Source organism: Streptomyces sp. NPDC005070 (assembly GCF_053600395.1).
On the sequence record NZ_JBSFZS010000085.1, the window covers coordinates 1 to 19194 of the forward strand.

At 68.3% G+C, this 19194-nt stretch carries 13 protein-coding genes and 1 pseudogene; 7 read left to right on the forward strand and 7 right to left on the reverse strand.

Annotation, left to right across the window (positions count from 1 at the left end; all coding sequences use genetic code 11):
- Positions 1-918: 918 nt before the first annotated feature.
- Positions 919-2012 (reverse strand): annotated as a pseudogene (locus ACWEBX_RS25805) (IS630 family transposase).
- Between the two features lie 73 nt (positions 2013-2085).
- Positions 2086-3003, reverse strand: coding sequence for a hypothetical protein (locus tag ACWEBX_RS25810; RefSeq protein WP_451887195.1), 918 nt, complete (start codon positions 3001-3003; stop codon positions 2086-2088).
- A 1766-nt stretch (positions 3004-4769) separates the two neighbouring features.
- On the opposite strand from ACWEBX_RS25810, the gene ACWEBX_RS25815 reads away from it, so the two are divergent.
- The 3 genes from ACWEBX_RS25815 (at position 4770) to ACWEBX_RS25825 (ending at position 9511) form a co-directional block, all read left to right on the forward strand.
- Positions 4770-5588 carry a hypothetical protein gene (locus tag ACWEBX_RS25815; RefSeq protein ID WP_451887196.1) on the forward strand — a complete coding sequence of 273 codons (819 nt, stop codon included), beginning with the start codon at positions 4770-4772 and terminating at the stop codon, positions 5586-5588.
- Between the two features lie 573 nt (positions 5589-6161).
- Positions 6162-6587, forward strand: a complete 426-nt coding sequence (locus ACWEBX_RS25820; protein WP_451887197.1) for a hypothetical protein — start codon at positions 6162-6164, stop codon at positions 6585-6587.
- The gene (locus ACWEBX_RS25825) at positions 6584-9511 is read left to right on the forward strand and encodes a tetratricopeptide repeat protein (RefSeq protein ID WP_451887198.1); all 2928 of its coding nucleotides are present in this window, start codon (positions 6584-6586) and stop codon (positions 9509-9511) included. The genes ACWEBX_RS25820 and ACWEBX_RS25825 overlap by 4 nt, the downstream gene beginning before the upstream one ends.
- Positions 9512-9731: 220 nt before the next feature.
- On the opposite strand, the gene ACWEBX_RS25830 is transcribed toward ACWEBX_RS25825, so the two are convergent.
- Positions 9732-9983, reverse strand: coding sequence for a hypothetical protein (locus ACWEBX_RS25830; protein WP_355855774.1), 252 nt, complete (start codon positions 9981-9983; stop codon positions 9732-9734).
- A 418-nt stretch (positions 9984-10401) separates the two neighbouring features.
- On the opposite strand from ACWEBX_RS25830, the gene ettA reads away from it, so the two are divergent.
- From ettA to ACWEBX_RS25845, 3 genes are read left to right on the forward strand one after another with little or no spacing between them, the layout of a single operon-like run.
- Positions 10402-12066, forward strand: coding sequence for an energy-dependent translational throttle protein EttA (ettA, locus tag ACWEBX_RS25835; RefSeq protein WP_451887199.1), 1665 nt, complete (start codon positions 10402-10404; stop codon positions 12064-12066).
- Between the two features lie 2 nt (positions 12067-12068).
- On the forward strand, positions 12069-12479 hold the full coding sequence (locus ACWEBX_RS25840) for an acyl-CoA thioesterase (RefSeq protein ID WP_384796001.1): 411 nt from the start codon (positions 12069-12071) through the stop codon (positions 12477-12479).
- Entirely contained in the window at positions 12476-13207 is a 732-nt protein-coding gene (locus ACWEBX_RS25845; RefSeq protein ID WP_451887200.1) for a hypothetical protein, read from the forward strand. Before ACWEBX_RS25840 ends, ACWEBX_RS25845 begins: the two co-directional genes overlap by 4 nt.
- A gap of 21 nt (positions 13208-13228) precedes the next feature.
- Here the strand turns inward: ACWEBX_RS25845 and ACWEBX_RS25850 are convergent, their stop codons facing one another.
- The gene (locus tag ACWEBX_RS25850) at positions 13229-13633 is read right to left on the reverse strand and encodes a globin (protein ID WP_451887201.1); all 405 of its coding nucleotides are present in this window, start codon (positions 13631-13633) and stop codon (positions 13229-13231) included.
- Between the two features lie 134 nt (positions 13634-13767).
- Between ACWEBX_RS25850 and ACWEBX_RS25855 the strand changes: the two genes are divergently transcribed.
- Positions 13768-14763 (forward strand): methyltransferase domain-containing protein, encoded by a 996-nt coding sequence (locus tag ACWEBX_RS25855; protein WP_451887202.1) that lies wholly within the window; start codon positions 13768-13770, stop codon positions 14761-14763.
- Between the two features lie 63 nt (positions 14764-14826).
- Here the strand turns inward: ACWEBX_RS25855 and ACWEBX_RS25860 are convergent, their stop codons facing one another.
- The 3 genes from ACWEBX_RS25860 to ACWEBX_RS25870 all read right to left on the reverse strand — a co-directional run bounded on the left by ACWEBX_RS25860 (position 14827) and on the right by ACWEBX_RS25870 (position 19191).
- Positions 14827-16203 (reverse strand): FHA domain-containing protein, encoded by a 1377-nt coding sequence (locus ACWEBX_RS25860; RefSeq protein ID WP_451887203.1) that lies wholly within the window; start codon positions 16201-16203, stop codon positions 14827-14829.
- Between the two features lie 83 nt (positions 16204-16286).
- Positions 16287-17633: a VWA domain-containing protein gene (locus ACWEBX_RS25865; RefSeq protein WP_451887204.1), complete on the reverse strand. Its 1347-nt coding sequence runs from the start codon at positions 17631-17633 to the stop codon at positions 16287-16289.
- Positions 17634-17733: 100 nt separating this feature from the next.
- The gene (locus ACWEBX_RS25870; protein ID WP_451887205.1) at positions 17734-19191 is read right to left on the reverse strand and encodes a protein phosphatase 2C domain-containing protein; all 1458 of its coding nucleotides are present in this window, start codon (positions 19189-19191) and stop codon (positions 17734-17736) included.
- Positions 19192-19194 lie beyond the last annotated feature (3 nt).

Here is a 19194-nt window from a genome sequence, read left to right on the forward strand (position 1 = left end):
GCACACGCCGATACGACGCGCACAGCCAAGCCGAGGCAAGCGGTGTCAAGCATCAAGTGAGGCCACAACGTCAAGCATCAACCGAGACAAGACAAGCCCCAGCAGACCTACTGAGTTACAACTTTCTCTACTGGTTCAAGTGCCCGCGCGAGCGCGGGCTGGCCCCTGGGGCCCGACCCCTCTGCGCCTTCGGCACCGGGGCCGGGACCCTGGGGCCGCAGCAAGAGACAGCCCATAGGTAGAGACCCACGGACGGAGTCCGCCTGTCAGAACGTGCCTCCGGCGGGGGCGCTCAGGCTCCGAGATGGCGGGGGCACCGTTCGCGAGTGCCGGCCGAGTGTGGCGTGCGCGGGGTGCTCCCATCCCGTCTGCCGTCGACCCAGGCAGAGCCGAGCAGCCGTGGCCCAGGGCGTCCAGGTCATTCGTCCAGTGGGGCGCTCCACCTTGACGCCCTGAACCACGCCCGCTCCACGGTGTGTGGGTCGACGGCAGACGGGATGGGAGCCGGGGTGAGTGGTGGGATGGGGAGACTGGGCCGGTGACAGCCCAGGACGCGGCGGGGGATGATCCACTCATGCGAATACGACGAGAGGCTCGCTGGGTCTTGTGGGGGCTGTGGCTTGCGTGTCTGGTGTTCTCCATCTGGTTCTTCGCGAAGGTGATCACGCTGTTCCTGTACGAGTCCTGATGGCGCGACAAGGTGTCGTGCCACTCCCGTGCCAGAACGGACGGGGACTCACGGGGAATCGGGGTTCGTCGGGTGCGCACCGCCCCACGCCCCCCAAAGCGGGGAAACCCCAGGCCATGCCCGTGATCGCCCAAGCTCGCTCCTAAAGCGAGTGTCGCAGGTTCGATGCCGGGGGCACCTCAACGGCGGCGGTGCCGTGGCGGGCGTCGTCCGCCTATTGAGCCGCCGACCTACTGATCTCCTCGGATTGTTGTCGGGTGGATGGGTGAGGCTGAGTCCGGTGCCAGCAAGGCAGCCGTCGATGAGGTCGGGCCGTAACTGGATATGGCGAAGTCCGCGGCGGAGGGTGCGTTCGAGGTGGTCGTCGTCGGTGAGGCGGTGTTGGCCAGCGGGCCGCGCCGTAACAGCGACCAGACACCTTCCGCCGGATTCAAGTCCGGTGCATAAGAGTGCAGTTGGACGATGGTGAGCCAGTCGTGATCGTCCGCGTACTGGCGCATGCCGGCGGCGAGATGGGTATTGAGATTGTCCCAGACGAGCACGATCGGGGCCTTGAGCTGGAGGTGCGCGCGCACCGCCAGGTCGCGGTAGTCGCGCCAGGAGAAGCTGTCGCGCCCTTTGCCTTTGTGCTTGCGGTGGCGCCGCGGCCGGTAGATCAGCCGGGACGTTTCTCCTTGCTTGTAGCAGCACATGGCGGCGATCGACCAGCGGCGCCAGGAGCGGCCGCGCACCCGGACCACGGGCGTGTGCCCACGTCGGCCCCAGGTGCGGGCCCGCGGCGGTGTCATGGAAAACCCCGCCTCGTCCTCGAAGACGATGTAGGCCCCCAGCGCCGCCGCGGTCATTCCACGTGCGGCCACACATCCTTCTTCCACAGCTCGACCGCATGCTCGTCGCGTTCCAGCGCGCGGCGGGCCGGGCACTGCCAGGACCAGCCGTGCCGGTGCAGCAGCCGCCAGACGGCCGCCGAGGAGCAGTCGATGCCGAGCTTCCAGGCGATCAGCGCTCTGACCCGTGCCAGGGTCCACCGCTGGTCCTCCCAGCCGTGCTCGGCCGGCCCAAGGGCCAACTCCTCCTCCAGCACGGCGAACTGGCCGTCGGACACCTTGGGGAGTTTGGCCGGTCCCGTGGAGGCGAGGGCGTCCATCCCGCCCTCCTGCCAGGCACGACGCCAGCGCTCCACCGACCGCTCACTCACCCGCAGATCCCTCGCGATCACCGCGGTTCTCTCACTGCGTGCGAACCGCTCACCGGCCTGGTACCGGATCCGCTCACCAAACTGCCGCCGCTCGGCGGTCAGCCCACCACCCTGCGCGTACCGCATACCACCGACCTACCGCAGGGATCAACATCCGACAACAGTCCGAAGAGATCAGTAGGTGCCGAACTCCGGGGTGCTACAGGTGGCGATAAAGCGCTTTGTCCAGGCCCAGCGCAAAGATCTCCACTTGCCCAAATTTGTTTCTGGCAGCGGTGATCTCGCTGGACACCTTATGAGAGCTATCCAGCGTTTCCCAGCCCGAGTAGCTGTTGCTGTTGGGACCCGCTTGAACGCTTCTTTGTACCGCGCCGTCTCCGCCGCGAGCAAAGATCTCCAAGCGCCCCTCACCGTTCCGGACTACGGCAACATTACTGGTCATGTTGCCGCCCAGAGACACCCATCCTTCGCCGTTCCAGCCACCGAAACCACCCCAGCGGTGATATACCGCATTGTCTGTTCCGCGAACGAATACCTCAAGCCGTCCGCCTTCGGCGCGAGCCACCCCTACATCACCTTTGATGCTTCCTCCGAGGGTATCCCACCCTTTCCAACCGTTGCCCTCCTGATAACGGTGGTGCACTGCGCCGTTGGTCCCGCGGGCGAAGATCTGCAAACGCCCGTCGCCGTTCTCGCCAACCGTGATGTTGTCCGAGATCTGCCCGCCCAGAGGGTGCCAGATGTGCCCCTCGTTCCAACCGTTGTCCGGCGCTACCTGCCATTGGTGGTAAACGGCATTATCGATGCCGCGCACGAATACTTCCTCACGCCCGTCGCCGTTCCGGCCAACAGCCACATTGCCCTGGATGTTTCCGCCTAGCGGATCCTCGCCCCATCCACCGTTCCAGCCGTTGTTGACGGCTGTCTGCCAGCGGTGGTACACCCCCTCGTCGTTGCCGCGAGCAAAAATCTCTAGGCGGAGATTGCCGGTCGACACGACTGAGACGTCGCTCGTAATGAACCCGCCAAACCCGACCCAGCCTTCAGGATTCCAGCCATTGCCCGCTTGCCAGCGATGCCATACATCGCTGTTCGTGCCACGGGCGAAAATGGCCAATTCCCCGTTCTCGCTCCGACCAACAGCGACGTTACTACTGGTGAGAGTGCCGCCGAGACCTAGCCAACCCATGTCTCCTCCTTCAGATGGAGGTTTCCTTCGCCTTGAATCTCGTAGCGGCGCTGCCGTGCCGGGGGCACCATTAACCGCCGGCAGGAGAAACAATGGCATCTGACAGTGGCGACTCGAATGTCGGACCGACCTGCCACGACAAACTGTTGAGTCGTCATCTACTGGAATGCGGTTCACCGCGCGAAGAAGTTGACGTGTGAATCTTCTTGTTGACGCGGCAATGTGTTGCCGTCGCACCCGCGAGTACGCGCTCCAACACCAGAATAAAACCGTGACCGCCTAAATGCACGGCAGGCCTCCAAATCATGGGGCCGGTTGACGTCGTACCTCCTTGCCTCCCCAGCCCGGCCGGAGATGACGGCAGATATGGCCAAGGTTGACGCGCGGCCTGCTCGCCGAGGCACACGACGAGGGCCCGGACGTGGACCAGGCGGTGGCCCGAGTGCTTGCTACGACGCCAATGACTGCGAGCCGGGACGTGCGGGCCACAGACGACGGGAGTCGACCTAGAAGGCGTCTGAAAAGCCTGTCACCGGTCCCGTCCCGTAGCGTCCTTGTAGACCCGAAGCGCGGCCTGTATGACCGTCACTGACCGATCTATCTAGAGCTACGGATCAGAAGTTCACGCAGCCCACGAGGCGACTCAGCAACTGGCCGGACCGTCTCAGTTTCCGTCTCATTCAGCGTCATTCACGGCCGTTCAGGCGAGACCGGCGACGATGGCCGCCCCCACAACCGGCCGCCCATGAACGCAGGTGAACGACCCCGTCCGGAGGTCCAAGCCCTACCAACACAGTTGGAAAGCATGTGGGTCGATGGCGGACGGGATGGGAGCTGAGCTGGGTGGTGGCTTGGCCAGGCGAGGCTGAAATCGCATCTGGCACGGCTAGTTGACGGTTTCACTAATCGTGACGGAGTGAATGTGAGGACACATGGACCGCCGAGTTGCACCGACTTGCGTTCGATGCTCCTATGAACGTAGGGGAACCTCTGAGACGGCATGCGCTGGAGAGACTTCGGTGCAGACTCTTGAGCTGGCGAGCGCATCCTATCTATTGCCTCTGCCAGGACTCCAACATCACGAATCGCGCCCGCATCGTGTAAGCGGACCGAAATGCCTCAAGTCGCATTCCCAGTAGAGGAGTAGGAGTCATGGGAACAGGGACATTTCCGGAGATCTGCTCATCAAGCAGAGCGACGGCGGTGTGCTGAACGTGCACGTGAACGAGGATCGGAATCTGGGAACTCTCCTCGTAGCCGCGTCCTCTGACGGATCGTCGGGCACGGATGAGGGTGCGATCCACGGAGACGAGTGCGCTTTTACCGTCGACTGACACAACGGCCACAAGGGCCGTTACGTCGGACGCTTCGGCGTAGATGACGGGCTGGCTGGTCAAACCTATGACCTTGAGCATCCTGAAAGCCGGGCCGACTGGTTTGTTTACGGCAGAACTTTCCCCAGGTCATAGCCAGTAGGCCGACCACCGGGCCAAGGCCTGCCATGGCCCGTGGTCGGCCTACTAGTGCCAGTTCGCTGACGACTACATCGCAGGTCAGGATCCAGTCAACGCCGACTGGCTCTACCGGGGCGCTATCGGGCTCCGTAGTCCGGGCTGGGCCGGGGCAACCCCGACCTGTCAAAAAGATCAAGGGCATCACGATCGCCAAGTACCGGCGGATGAGGAGGAAGTCAGATGGGCGCTTGGGGCGAAGTTGAGGGCGACGGAGTGACGAAATCTGGTCCCGCCGGGATTGTTCAGAGCAACAAAATGCGTCTTGCAGTCACAGGGTCTGACAACCGCGTCTACGAAAACTCGTCTGATGGAGGACCGTTCGGCGGCTGGGAGCAGGCTAACCTGGATGGATTGAGTGCATCCGAACCGGCCTACACTCTCTTCCACGGAGCGGGGGTTCTGTTTTACCGAGGTATGGACAACCGGATCTACAACGGGGGTGCTGCCGACGACGTGGAAGTTGAAGGCGGAGGCCTGACAGGTTCGGCGCCAACTGCCCTGGCCGACGGTCCCCATTTGCACTTGTTCGTGCGTGGACTCGACAACCGCATCTACCACAACAAAGCCCAATCCGACACGCCGTTCGGCACTTGGACGGAGGTAGGGGGCGGTGGACTGACGCCTTCGAGTCCGGGCGCCGTCATGGTCGGAGATTTCGTGCATCTGTACGTGCGCGGTGAAGATCTCCGCGTCTACCACAACCGGGCACGTCGAGGACAGCCGTTCGGCAGTTGGGTCGAGGTCGAAGGTGGGGCCCTGACGATGTCCGGGCCGGCTCCTGTTGTGTTCAACGGTGGCGTGCATCTGTTCGTGCGCGGGACCGACGACCGGATCTACCGCAACGCTGGCGACGGCGACCACTTCGGTGGCCAATGGGTTGAGGTCGAAGGTAGCGGCATAACCCCATCGAGGCCCGCTCCCATTGTTTTCAACGGCGCGGTGAACCTATTCGTGCGCGGGACCGACGACCGGATCTACCTCAATCGCTTGAATACTTGAGGGGTGGATACTGCCCCGCCTACGGGTCGGATGCGGAGGTGCTCTTCGAGGTGATGGAGCCGACCCTTCGCGGTCTGCCGTTCAGGCCGGCTCACGTCGTACTGCGGCAGGGGAGCCGGGAGACGGAGACCCGAGTGGATCTGTGATGCGGTACAGCAACGGAGTACAGCAACCCCAGCAATCGTCGGCACCCAGCATCGACCGTCCCGCCCCTCTCGGCAGCCTGTATGACCTCCAATGACCGATCTCTTTAGAGCTACGGATCAGAAGGTCGCGTGCCACAGCCGTGCCACATCGTGCGGTCAACCAGGGTCAATGACGGCTCGTCGCAGTCGAGACGCGCTGTTGACCTGGAAGACGACTACAGCCGGAGCGACCTGGGAGACTTCTCTCATGAGCACGTCCGCCCTTACAAGGCCGCGGTCTGCCCTACTCCGGCGCAGTCATGCTTGGGCCGGTGACTGGCGAGGTGTTCACGGGAGCCGGTTCAGATGATTCGGGCGTTTTGGCCTCACAGCCAGAGCCTTGTTCCTACGCTGAGTTCGTTCGGAGCCGCGTAGGTTTGGGGATCAAGTGGACGTTGAGATCGTGCAGTTGGTTGGGCAGGCAGGGCCGGCCGTGACGGCGGCGGTGGGGGCATACGGGGCAGCGGTGCTGACCCGTGCGCAGGATGCTGCTACCGACGCCACGGTCAGTCTTGGGCAACGGATTCTTCAACTGGTTTGGCGGCGTCGGGACGAAGCGGGTCAGGCGGAGCTGGAACGGGTAGTGGGTGAGGCTGCCGATGAGCAGGACGACGCGTACTCCACGGCCGTGCTGAGCCGCCTCCTCAGGCAGGCATTGCAGGACGATCCCGCACTCCGGGAGGAACTGGCTGCTGTAATGCCCGCTCCTGCGCCGGGCACGGTCAATGTCACGGCCTCCGGTGAGCGGTCAATCGCCGCTCAGCACATCGGTACCGCGATCACCGGTGACGGTCACACCGCCCCGCGGTCGTGAGTACGGACAAGGATCGACCTCGGCCGGGGACCGAGGCGGCCGGACCGAGATCGATCGCCGCCCAGCACATCGATAACGCCTTCACGGGCGATGTACTGCCAGCCGAGGCACTGCACGCACCAAGCAAGGTCACAGCGGCCCGGGGCACCTCGAATCTGCCTCCGGTCTCCCTCTGCCTGGGGCGGGAGGAAGAACTGGGCTGGCTACGGCGCATCCTGGCTAGTCGGCACGAGGGTGCGATCACCCAGAGCGGGACGGTGCACGGTCTGGGCGGGATCGGCAAGACCACGCTCGCCCTGCACTACGCCCACCGTCACCGCGGCGACTACGCCCTGATCTGGTGGATCAACGCTGCGTCCCCCGACGAGATCGAGGCCTCCCTCATCGGCCTCACCCACACCCTGACGCCCGACTGGTCCGCTACCGCAGGGCGGGAGGCGCAAGTGGCGTGGGCGATGCAGTGGCTGGCCTGGCATCCGGACTGGCTGCTGGTCTACGACAACGTGGAGAACCCCGACGATCTCGTCCCGTACACCGGTGCACTCCACCGAGGCCATCACCTCGCCACCAGCCGACGCACCACCGGCTGGCCCGACAGCGCCCCCACTCTGACCCTGGGCAACCTCGACCCCGACGACGCCACCACCCTGCTGTGCCGGCTCGTGTTCAAGGAGAGCCCCACACCCCGGGAGCAGACCGAAGCCCGGTCCCTTGCCGTCGAGCTGGGGTACTTCCCGCTGGCGATCAAGCAGGCCGGCGCCTATCTGGCCCAGAACCGCGGCATCAGCCTGTACTCCTACCGCCGTCGGCTGAACACCAAACTTGCCAAGACCGCCCACGGCACGGATACCGAACGCACCCTCGCCCGCATCTGGGACGTCACCCTCCACACGCTGGAGGAGGCCGATCCGCTGGCCGTGGAGTTGCTGTACACCGCTGCCTGGCTGGCACCCGACGACATCCCCCACAGCCTGTTCACCCCGCCCGGCACCGACCCGGACGACATCGCCGAAGCCGTCGGAACCCTTGCCGCGTACAGCATGGTCACCGACACCGGCACCACTTTGAGCGTCCACCGCCTGGTCCAGGCAGTCCTACGCGCCCCGCAGAGCACCGACGGCACTCAGCCGCCCCGGCACCTGCAAGGACGCGATCGTGCCGAACAGGCGGTACTCCGCAGTCTGACCCCGCCAGCAGGCCACGACACCCCTACCGGAGAGCAGTGGGACACCCTCACCCCCCACCTCGTCACCCTCGCCGCCACCAGACCACCCGAACACCACAACACCCCGCTCACCAGCGCATACGAGACTGTTGGTCATCGGCTCCACCAGCAAGGCCACACGGCCCGCGCCATTCCCCTGTACGAGGCCGCCCTCGCCCAATGGGAGCAAGTCCTGGGCAACACCCACCCCAACACCCTGCAAAGCCGCAACAACCTCGCCAGCGCCTACTACGCCGCCGGGGATCTGGGACGCGCCATCCCCCTGCTGGAGGCCGTCCTCGCCCAGTGCGAGAAAGTCCTGGGCGACACCCACCCCAACACCCTCACCAGCCGCAACAACCTCGCTGGCGCCTACCGGGCGGCGGGGGACCTGGAGCGGGCCATCCCCCTACACGAGGCCGTCCTCGCCCAGTGCGAGAAAGTCCTGGGCGACACCCACCCCAACACCCTCACCAGCCGCAACAACCTCGCCAACACCTACCAGTCGGCGGGGGACCTGGAGCGGGCCATCCCCCTACACGAGGCCGTCCTCGCCCAGTGCGAGAAAGTCCTGGGCGACACCCACCCCCACACCCTGGCCGGCCGCAGCAACCTCGCTGGCGCCTACCAGTCGGCGGGGGACCTGGAGCGGGCCATCCCCCTACACGAGGCCGTCCTCGCCCAGTGCGAGAAAGTCCTGGGCGACACCCACCCCCACACCCTGGCTGGCCGCAGCAACCTCGCTGGCGCCTACGAGTCGGCGGGGAATCTGGGACGGGCCATCCCCCTGCACGAGGCCGTCCTCGCCCAGTGCGAGAAAGTCCTGGGCGACACCCACCCCCACACCCTCACCAGCCGCAACAACCTCGCCAACACCTACCAGTCGGCGGGGGACCTGGAGCGGGCCATCTTCCTGTACGAGGCCGTCCTCGCCCAACGGGAGCAAGTCCTAGGCGACACCCACCCCCACACCCTCACCAGCCGCAACAACCTCGCCAACACCTACCAGTCGGCGGGGGACCTGGAGCGGGCCATCCCCCTGCACGAAGCCGTCCTCGCCCAACGGGAGCAAGTCCTGGGCAACACCCACCCCCACACCCTGCAAAGCCGCAACAACCTCGCCGGTGCCTACCGGGCGTCTGGGGACCTGGAGCGGGCCATCTCCCTGTACGAGGCCGTCCTCGCCCAGTGCGAGCAGGTCCTGGGCGACACCCACCCCCACACCCTCACCAGCCGCAACAACCTCGCCAGCACTTACGAGTCGGCGGGGGACCTGGAGCGGGCCATCCCCCTGCACGAAGCCGTCCTCGCCCAACGGGAGCAGGTCCTGGGCGACACCCACCCCGACACCCTCACCAGCCGCAACAACCTCGCCAGCACTTACGAGTCGGCGGGGGACCTGGAGCGGGCCATCCCCCTGCACGAAGCCACCCTCGCCCAGTGCGAGAAAGTCCTGGGCGACACCCACCCCGACACCCTCACCAGCCGCAACAACCTCGCTTACGCCTACCAGTCGGCGGGGGACCTGGAGCGGGCCATCTTCCTGTACGAGGCCGTCCTCGCCCAGTGCGAGCAGGTCCTGGGCGACACCCACCCCCACACCCTCACCAGCCGCAACAACCTCGCTGGTGCCCGTCGAAAACTCGAAGCCGTACAGCACGGAAGTACAGCAACCTCAGTGCCCGAGGCTGCACCTCAAAAGCCGTCCACGGCTGATTGAGCAGCCCGAGAACCATCAATGACCTTCCCGCCGAGAGTTCGGGACGAAGAGGTCGTGCCAGACCCGTGCCAGATCGTGCGGGGAACCGCGGAGAACACCGGGGAATCAGAAGCACCGCATCAAGCGCTGAGCATCCTCCCACCACAGGTCAGCCCCGCAGTAAGCCCTAGATCACCTCAGCTTCCCAAGCTGATGGCTCAGCGGTTTGGACAGCTCATATCTATTGGGACGCCTGTGGCCCCTCAGCATCCCTGCGGCTGGACACGACATGCCGCGCGATCGAGGACAAGGCCAGCTCGCGATCCTCGTCAACCACAAGCCAACCCTTGCCTAGAAGCGATTGCAGCACTGGGCGAACCGCTTCACCCAGCTCCTGCGCCAAGTTGTCATCCGTAGGGGAGGCGCCGTCCTGGACGAGGCTCGCCACGTGGAACACGACGGCTTCTTCCCCCGCGGTGATGTTGAAGTCCATGAGGTGAAGGTATGCGAGCCCTTTGGCCGCAACACGCTGAGGGCCCTGCGGTGACGGGCCCGCCGTCACGGCTTGCTCTGGTCGACGGCACCGACGGCGTGGTCGAGGTCCGCGGGGGCTGAGCGAGGCATACGCGTGCGTGGCCGGTCGGCGCGCCCGCCGTCGGCTGAGGTTCGGACGGGTGCCTCGACGGTGCCGGCCGTCAGTCGAGTGCGGCGAAGCTGGGCCGTCTCTGGGCCGTCCGAGGGGCGCCAAGGCCGACCGATGGCGACCGACAGTGACAGACGGTCTACAGACGTCAGCGGCGGAACCCCAGGTCAGAGAGCCCCCGCCGAACGGGTTTCCCCCGAGGGCTAGCCGTCAGGCAAGATGGGGTGTATCTGCCCACTGCCGATTTCAAGCGTCCGGACGGTTTCTCTTGGCTGAGTTCATTTACACCATGCGCAAGACGCGCAAGGCGCACGGCGACAAGGTGATCCTCGACGACGTCACCCTGAGCTTCCTCCCGGGCGCGAAGATCGGTGTGGTCGGTCCGAACGGTGCCGGTAAGTCCACCGTTCTCAAGATCATGGCGGGCCTCGAGCAGCCCTCCAACGGTGACGCGTTCCTGTCGCCCGGCTTCAGCGTCGGCATCCTCATGCAGGAGCCGCAGCTCGACGAGTCCAAGACGGTGCTGGAGAACGTCCAGGACGGTGCCGCCGAGCTGATGGGCAAGCTCAACCGCTTCAACGAGGTCGCCGAGCTGATGGCGACCGACTACTCCGACGCGCTCATGGAGGAGATGGGGAAGCTCCAGGACGACCTGGACCACTCCAACGCCTGGGACCTCGACGCGCAGCTCGAGCAGGCCATGGACGCGCTGGGCTGCCCGCCCGGCGACTGGCCGGTCACCAACCTCTCCGGTGGCGAGAAGCGCCGTGTGGCGCTCTGCAAGCTGCTGATCGAGGCTCCGGACCTGCTCCTCCTCGACGAGCCCACCAACCATCTCGACGCCGAGTCGGTGAACTGGCTGGAGCAGCACCTCACGAAGTACGCGGGCGCCGTCGTCGCCGTCACTCACGACCGGTACTTCCTGAACAACGTCGCCGAGTGGATCCTCGAGCTGGACCGCGGCCGCGCCATTCCCTACGAGGGCAACTACTCCACGTACCTCGACAAGAAGTCCACCCGCCTCAAGGTCGAGGGCCGCAAGGACGAGAAGCGCCAGAAGCGCCTCAAGGAAGAGCTGGAGTGGGTCCGGTCCAACGCCAAGGGCCGTCAGACCAAGTCCAAGGCCCGCCTCGCCCGTTACGAGGAGATGGCGGCCGAGGCCGACAAGATGCGGAAGCTGGACTTCGAGGAGATCCAGATCCCGCCGGGCCCGCGGCTGGGCTCCATCGTCGTCGAGGTCAAGAACCTCTCCAAGGCGTTCGGCGACAAGGTCCTCATCGACGACCTGTCCTTCACCCTGCCGCGCAACGGCATCGTGGGTGTCATCGGCCCGAACGGCGCGGGCAAGACCACGCTGTTCAAGATGATCCAGGGCCTGGAGACGCCGGACTCCGGCGCGATCAAGGTCGGCGACACGGTCAAGATCAGTTACGTCGACCAGAGCCGCGCCAACATCGACCCCAAGAAGACGCTGTGGGCCGTCGTCTCCGACGAGCTCGACTACATCAACGTCGGTCAGGTCGAGATGCCGTCGCGGGCCTATGTGTCCGCCTTCGGCTTCAAGGGCCCGGACCAGCAGAAGCCCGCGGGTGTCCTCTCCGGTGGTGAGCGCAACCGGCTGAACCTGGCACTGACCCTCAAGGAGGGCGGCAACCTGCTGCTCCTCGACGAGCCCACCAACGACCTCGACGTGGAGACGCTGTCGTCGCTCGAGAACGCGCTGCTGGAGTTCCCCGGTGCGGCCGTGGTCATCTCCCACGACCGCTGGTTCCTGGACCGGGTCGCGACGCACATCCTCGCGTACGAGGGTGAGTCGAACTGGTACTGGTTCGAGGGCAACTTCGAGTCGTACGAGAAGAACAAGATCGAGCGTCTCGGTGCCGACGCCGTGCGCCCGCACCGCGCCACCTACAAGAAGCTGACCCGGGGCTGATCTTGCGGCACATCTACCGCTGCCCGCTGCGCTGGGCGGACATGGACGCATACGGCCACGTCAACAACGTGGTGTTCCTCCGCTACCTGGAGGAGGCCCGTATCGACTTCCTGTTCCGCCCGGAGAAGGACTTCAAGCAGGGGTCCGTGGTAGCGCGCCACGAGATCGACTACAAGCGGCAGCTCGTCCACCGGCACGCGCCGGTGGACATCGAGCTCTGGGTGACGCAGATCCGGGCGGCGTCCTTCACGATCACGTACGAGGTCAAGGACCCCGACCAGGTCTACGTCACCGCCTCGACCGTGATCGTGCCGTTCGACTTCGAGCGGCAGCGCCCCCGGCGGATCACCGCCGAGGAGCGCGACTTCCTGGAGTCGTACCGCGACGACGAGGACGAGGCCGTCGCGGCATGACAGTCCTGCACCTCGCCGACGCGGGGGAGGCGGCGGATCTCGCCGCCTTCCTCTCCCGGCTCGTCCACTACGACCGCGCGGCCGCCGTGCGCCTGAAGGCGCACGGCACCACGCTCGCGGTCTTCGGCCGGCCGCCGTCGTTCGAGGTCCTCGCGATCCGTACGGCACGGCTCGCCAAGCCGTACGAGCACGGGCTCGACGTCACCCTGGACGTGACCGTCTCCGCCGGTGAACTCCTGGAGTCCGTCGAGGAGCCGGCGGCCACCGTCGGTGTCCCGGCCGCCGTCACCGGGCCTCCGTGGGCCGGGGTCCTGCCGCCGCGCGGCGGCTGGCGGGTGGAACCGGGCCTGCCGGGACCGGACGCCGTGCGGGCGAAGGTCGCCGAGGCGGTGGCCGAATTCCGGTCGCGCACCGAGGAGTTGGCTCCCGAGCTGCGGACCCGTGCCGAACTCGACCGGGTCGGGCGGGAGATATGGTCCCGGCCGATCGGCGACACCGGGCTTCCCGTGCGGGCCGCGCACGCCGCGCAGGCCCTGGGATTCCTGCGGCCCGTGCCGCCCGCGCCCGTCGCGGTGGACGCGTCCGTCTCCGCCGAGGGACAGCTCCCGCCGGGCGGCAGCCCGTTGACGCTGTACTCGTCCGGCGCGTGGCTGCGTCTGCGGACGCCGTTCGGGTCGGTCGCCGTCCGCCGGGCGGGACTCGGCTCGCTGGGCGTCAGCGTCAACTGACCCCGTGCGTTCGGCCGGCGGTCAGCCCGCCGTGTTCACCATCGACGCGGCCGCGTACGTCAGGTAGTTCCACAGCGTGTGCGTGTGCTCCTCGGAGAGGCCGAGCTCGTCGACGGCCACCCGCATGTGCTTCAGCCACGCGTCGTGCGCCGCCTGGTCGACCTTGAACGGGGCGTGCCGCATCCGCAGCCGGGGGTGGCCGCGGTTGTCGCCGTACGTCGTCGGGCCGCCCCAGTACTGGATCAGGAACAGCGTGAGGCGCTCCTCGGCCGGGCCCAGGTCCTCCTCGGGGTACATGGGCTTCAGCAGCGGATCCCCGGCGACACCCTCGTAGAAACGGTGGACGAGGCGCCGGAAGGTCTCCTCGCCGCCGACCTGCTCGTAGAAGGTCTGCTCCTGAAGCGTGCCGCGCCGAATCTCTTTCACGCCCCCATGTTCTCAGACGGGGCGACCGAGGACTCCGGGCTTAGGACCACTCCCGTTCCGGGCGGCGCGGGGAGGGATTCGGGACGGCCGGTGCGGCGCTCGCCTCGCGGGCCGTTCGGCAGCACAGTGGAGGTATGGGCGCGCACGCTCTCGAAGCATCAGGACCCGGCCCCGATGACCTCGCCGCCTCGGCGCGGGCGTCCCTGGTGCGCGGGATCGAGCGGAGCGGGGCCTGGGAGAGCGATCCCGTCTGGCGTGAGGCCTTCGAGGCCGTACCGCGCCATCTGTTCGTGCCGTACTACTACCTCGGCGTGGTCGGCGGTTACGAGCGCCTGTGGGGCGAGGACCCGGACCCGCGGGTCCGGGACCGCTGGCTGCGCGGCGCGTACGCGGACGCCCCGCTGGCCACCCGGGTACGGGACGGGGAACTGGTCTCCTCCAGCAGCCAGCCGTCGCTGATGGCGAAGATGCTGGCCGAACTGGAGGTACGGGACGGGGACGCCGTCCTGGAGATCGGCGCCGGAACCGGCTACAACGCGGCGCTGCTCGCGTACCGGCTCGGCGACGGCCTGGTCACCACGGTCGACCTCGACGTGGAGATCACGGACGCGGCGCGGCAGCATCTGGACGTCGCCGGGTACCACCCGACCGTCGTCACCGGGGACGGAGCACGCGGGGTACCCGAGCGCGCTCCCTTCGACCGGATCGTCGCCACCTGCACGCTGACCACGATCCCGCGCTCCTGGCTGGTCCAGTCACGCCCCGGAGCCCGCGTCCTCGCGCCGCTGGCCACCGGCCTGATCACGCTGAAGGTGCGGGACTCCGGTCATGCCGAGGGACGCTTCCTGCACACGTCCGCCTTCTTCGTGCCCCTGCGCGGTGCCACCCGTCCGGAACCGGAGCCGGAGCCGGCCCGGGTCGTCGGGGTGCCGCGCCGAGCCCGCGGCCACGACCTGTTCCGTTTCCTGCTCGCCCTGACGGCCGGACGCCTGGACCCGCACGACGCCTACGCGCTGTGGGAGCGCGAGGGGCAGCCGCAGCGCGAGCGGTACGGGGTCACGGTCGGCGAGGACGGCGTCCGCGCCTGGCTGGACGACCCCGAGGGGCCGTACACCTGGCCGCTGCCCTGAGCACGTCCGAGCCGCTCCCGACCGCCGAGCGCGTTCCGTGGCGGAACTCGGCCGCGCCGGAACTCAGCCGCGCCGGATCGTGATCGTCGTCCAGGCGCCCACGTGCACCCGGTCGCCGTCCTGCAGCGGCACCGGCACGAACGGCTGGATGGGCTCCTCGCCGCCGTTGACCGTGGTCCCGTTCGTCGAGTTCTGGTCGACGACCGCCCAGGTGCTGTCCGGCTGCTGGACCAGGACCGCGTGCTGGTGCGAGACACCCGGGTCCTCCGGGGGCACCGACAGGTCGATGTCCGGGGATTCGCCGGTGGAGTGCCGGCGGCGGCCGATGGTGATCTGGTTGCCGAGGAGCGGGCGCTGCAGCTCCGGCGAGTACGCGGGCAGGTTCAGGCCCGCGGCCTCGGGTCCGGAGCGCTGCATCATCGCCATGAAGTACTCGCGGTCCGGCGCGATGGTCGCGCTCCAGGACAGCGACTGCTGCTGTGGCGGCGGCTGCTGCTGGTAGCCGGGACCGGGCGGAGCCTGGGTGGCGCCGGGCTGCGGGTAGCCGTAGCCGGCCTGGGCCGGGCCGCCCTGAGCGCTCGGGCCGCCGGGGCCGCCCTGGCCGCCGGGCATGCCGGACGACGGCGGGGGGATCACCCAGTCGTCGTCACCGCCGCCGAAAGCCTGGCCGCCGGGCTGCGGGCCGCCCTGTCGCTGCGGTCCGCCCTGGGTGTAGGGCGGCGGGGAGGGCTGCTGGGTGTAGGCCTGCTGCGGGGCGCCGGGACCGCCGGGCGCGGACGGCGCCGCCTGCCGGGACGGGTCGCCGAAGCCCTGGTCGCCGAAGCCCTGGTCGCCGAAGCCCTGGGGGCCGCCGTACGGCTGGGCCCCCGGGCCCGGCGGGATCGGTTCGGCGGGCCGGTTCATCTGTGAGGGCCGCGAGCTCTGGTACTCGAACGGGTCGTGACCGTGGCCACCGGGACCCGGACCGCCCGGCTGTCCCTGCCCGGGCTGTGGGAAGCGCGGCCCCGGATCCCGGCCGCCGGGACCACCCGGACCACCCGGACCGCCGTACGGCGACTGTGTGCCGGGAACACCGTCGCCGTACGGCGACTGTGTGCCGGGAACACCGGGAACACCGGGGCCGCCCGCCGCGCCGGCCGGCGGACGCGGTGCCGCCGGTGTGTACGAGGTCGCCGTGTTCGTCAGGAAATTCCACCGGCACTCCTCGCAGAACGGCGCCGCGCCCTCACGGGGCGTGCGGCACTGCGGGCAGAGCTCGGCGCCCGGGTCCGGCACACCGGAACGGCCGCCGGGCGCGGGCGGCGGCGAACCGGGCGCGGGGTAGCTGTAACCGCCGCCGGGCGGCGGCGGGGGGAGCGGGGGAACACCGGCCATGCGGTGACCGCAGACCTCGCACCAATCGTCGGAATTCGACTGGTGTCCGTTCGGGCATGTCGGCATGTCGGTCCTTCCCCCTTCCCTTTTCCGGTCGTCATGACCGGGTTTCTCCGGATCCCAGCGGGAACCGGGCTCGCTGCTTCCCACTACTTCTTTACACGAACAGTCTTTGTGGACCGTGTCTCGAGGGTCATTTCGTCGGCCTCCGCGACACGCGCTTTCAATCGCACAGTACCTGCCGCGACGTCGACGACGTCCACCACCTTCGCGAGCAGTTTCGCAGTATCGGCGTTTCCGGAGGTTCCGGCGAGTTGAACGGCCCGTCCCAGCTTGGCCGTTGCTCCGTCGACATCTCCCGCTTTGCGAAGGTCGAGACCCTGTTGGATGACTTGTGCCAGTTCAGCCTGACCCGTGTAGTGCGCGACCTGCGGATTGATGGTCGTCGAGGCGGCCATGTCGTCGGTCCACACGGCCCGTACGAGCCCCTGCGCGCCGAGGTTCTGCACGCTGCCGTCGCTGTGCGGGATCACCAGCGACACGCGGGCGGCGAGCATCTCCTGGCCGATCCCGGCCGTCGGGACCTGGACGCACACGTGGTAGTCGCGGGACTCGTCGCCCCAGGAGCCGGTCGGGTAGTCGCCCGCCCGGGGTCCGGCGTCGGTGCGGCGGTCCGTCAGTTCCTCGACCGTGGGCGCCACCTGCTTGACGAACTTGATCTCGGTGCCGACCGGTGTCCACACCCGCAGGGCCACGTCGGCGACCTCCTTGCCCATGGCCGTCTCCATCATGTGCGTGAAGTCGGCGGCGAGGGCCGCGGGGTCGGCGACGATGTCGGCGGTGCCGAGCAGCGCCGAGGCGATCCCGGTGACCTCCTTGACCTCCCAGTCGGTGCCGACTCCGCGCGCGTCGCACGTGAAGCGTCCGGCACAGGAGTCCAGCGCGGCCCGCAGGTCCTCGGGCGACTCGTGCTCGTTGCGGCCGTCGGTCAGCAGGATGCCGTGCCGGATCGCCACCTCCGCGGAGGACAGCAGCCGGTCGGCCAGCCGCAGCCAGGTGCCGATCGCCGTGCCGCCGCCCGCGCTCAGCTTGCGCAGCGCCTGCTTGGCCTGGTCGCGGGTGGACGCGTCCGCCACGGCGAGCCGTCCGTTGCCCGGGTAGACCTCCTTGGCGACGTGTGTGCCGCCGATCACGGCGAAGTGGACCCCGTCGCGCAGGGTGTCGATCGCGGCGGCCGTCGCGTCGCGGGCGTTGCGCATCTTGGCCGACGGGTAGTCCATCGAGCCCGAACAGTCGACCATGACGGCCACGGCGGCGTCCGGTCCCTGGCCAGCCGTGTACAGGTGCGGTGCTGCGACCGCGCTTCCGATGGTGCCGCCGCCGGTGGCGCTCACCGTGACGATCGCGTTGACCTCGCGGCCGCCCTCCGGCAGGTACTCGTTCTGGTACACGTCGACCGAGAACTGCGGCGCGTTCGACTTCGAGAAATTGGCCATGCCTTCTCTGTCCCCCTCGGGCCTCCGCCCCCTGCGGAGGTGCTGACTGTGTGCGGACCGGTCCCCTCCGGTCCGCGGCCGCCCCCGTTCGTTCGCGGCCTCAGGCCGATCCTGCCCCCTGGGAGGGGGCGGGGAACGGCAGGACGGCCACTGTTACGTTGTCGTGGCCCCCGCCGTCCAGGGCGTGACCGACCAGGACCCGGGCGCTGTGCAGCGGCCTCTCGGCGGCGTCGAGGGGAACGGCCTCGGCCATCTCCTCCGCCGTCTCCGCGTAGTTCCACAGTCCGTCGGTGCACACCACGACCACACCGGGCCGGTCCGGCTTGAACGAGACGGTGTGCGGCTCCAGTTCGTAGGCGTCGGCGCCGAGCCAGCCGGTGATCGCGTGGGCGCGCTCGTCGGCGTACGCCTCCGCCTCGTTCATCAGGCCCGCAGCGACCATCTGCGCGGCCCACGAGTCGTCCTCGGTGAGCCGCGCGGGCGTCGAGGAGCGGTCCACGGGAACCCAGTAGACGCGGCTGTCGCCGACCCAGCCGACGATCAGCAGGGAGGGCGTCACGAGGGCGCCGACGATGGTGCAGGCGGGCGCGTTCACGTGCGGCGCGTGCTCGCCCTGCGCGGTGGACGGGTCGGCCAGCGCGTTGACGGCCTCCGAGGCCGCGACGATCGCCTCGTGCATGGCCTGCTGCGGATGCGTGCCCAGCGGAAGGGCCGCGAGGAGCGACTCGTTGGCCGCGTGGGAGGCGGCGAGCGACGCCTCGTCGGGGCGGGTCGCGGAGGAGACGCCGTCGCAGACGATCGCGACGACCGCGGGGGAGCCGTCGGGCAGCGCGGTCGAGGAGACGGCGAACGCGTCCTCGTTGCGGTGGTGGCGCAGACCCCGGTCGCTGACCGCGGCGACCGCGCCCAGCTCCTGCTCCATGTGGTCCCGTTCCCGTGGCTGCGCGTGCCCGCAGTTCTCGCAGTAGCCGTCGGTGTCCACCTGGCCCGCACGGCAGGCCACGCACAGCTTGGCGCCCGCCGAGGGAACCGGGAGGTCGCCGGTGCGGGGATCGGCGGGGACCTCACGGTCCGGGCCGTCGGCCGGAGGGGCGAGCGGGTACTCGTCGGGCTCCGAGGGCCGGTCGAACCGCACGCCCGAGGGCTGCCCGGCGGGCCGCCTGGCGGCGGCCGGCCGGACGGCCGCGGGGTCCCCCTGCGGGTGCTCCGGGCGCTCGGGGCGCGCCGGGCCCTCGGGGTGCTCCGGGTGCTCCGGGTGTTCAGGATGGGGCAGTTCGGAACCACCCGAATCGGTGCCCGGGATGTCGGCGGCGCGGTGCACCGGCGCGGGCATGTCCGTACTGCCGGTCTGCCGCGCCCGCGGCCAGCCCACGGACGGGGTGGCCGGCGGCAGGTCGGGCGACGTGCCGTTCATGGCGATCGTGGGGTGGTCCTGCGACGGTGCGGCCACCGTCGACAGGTCGTAGCCGCACGCACCGCAGAAACGGTCGGCCGCGTCCAGCGGCTCCTCGCAACTGGGGCACCGCGAAAGGGCCGTCGGCTGGGGCATCTGGGACATCAA

Excerpts from the sequence above, each read along its gene's own strand:
- ACWEBX_RS25860 (WP_451887203.1), bottom strand. The coding sequence starts at position 16,203 with ATGCCGACATGCCCGAACGGACACCAGTCGAATTCCGACGATTGGTGC.
- ACWEBX_RS25830 (WP_355855774.1), bottom strand. The coding sequence starts at position 9,983 with ATGGACTTCAACATCACCGCGGGGGAAGAAGCCGTCGTGTTCCACGTG.
- ACWEBX_RS25815 (WP_451887196.1), top strand. The coding sequence starts at position 4,770 with ATGGGCGCTTGGGGCGAAGTTGAGGGCGACGGAGTGACGAAATCTGGT.
- ACWEBX_RS25870 (WP_451887205.1), bottom strand. The coding sequence starts at position 19,191 with ATGTCCCAGATGCCCCAGCCGACGGCCCTTTCGCGGTGCCCCAGTTGC.
- ACWEBX_RS25845 (WP_451887200.1), top strand. The coding sequence starts at position 12,476 with ATGACAGTCCTGCACCTCGCCGACGCGGGGGAGGCGGCGGATCTCGCC.
- ACWEBX_RS25855 (WP_451887202.1), top strand. The coding sequence starts at position 13,768 with ATGGGCGCGCACGCTCTCGAAGCATCAGGACCCGGCCCCGATGACCTC.
- ACWEBX_RS25865 (WP_451887204.1), bottom strand. The coding sequence starts at position 17,633 with ATGGCCAATTTCTCGAAGTCGAACGCGCCGCAGTTCTCGGTCGACGTG.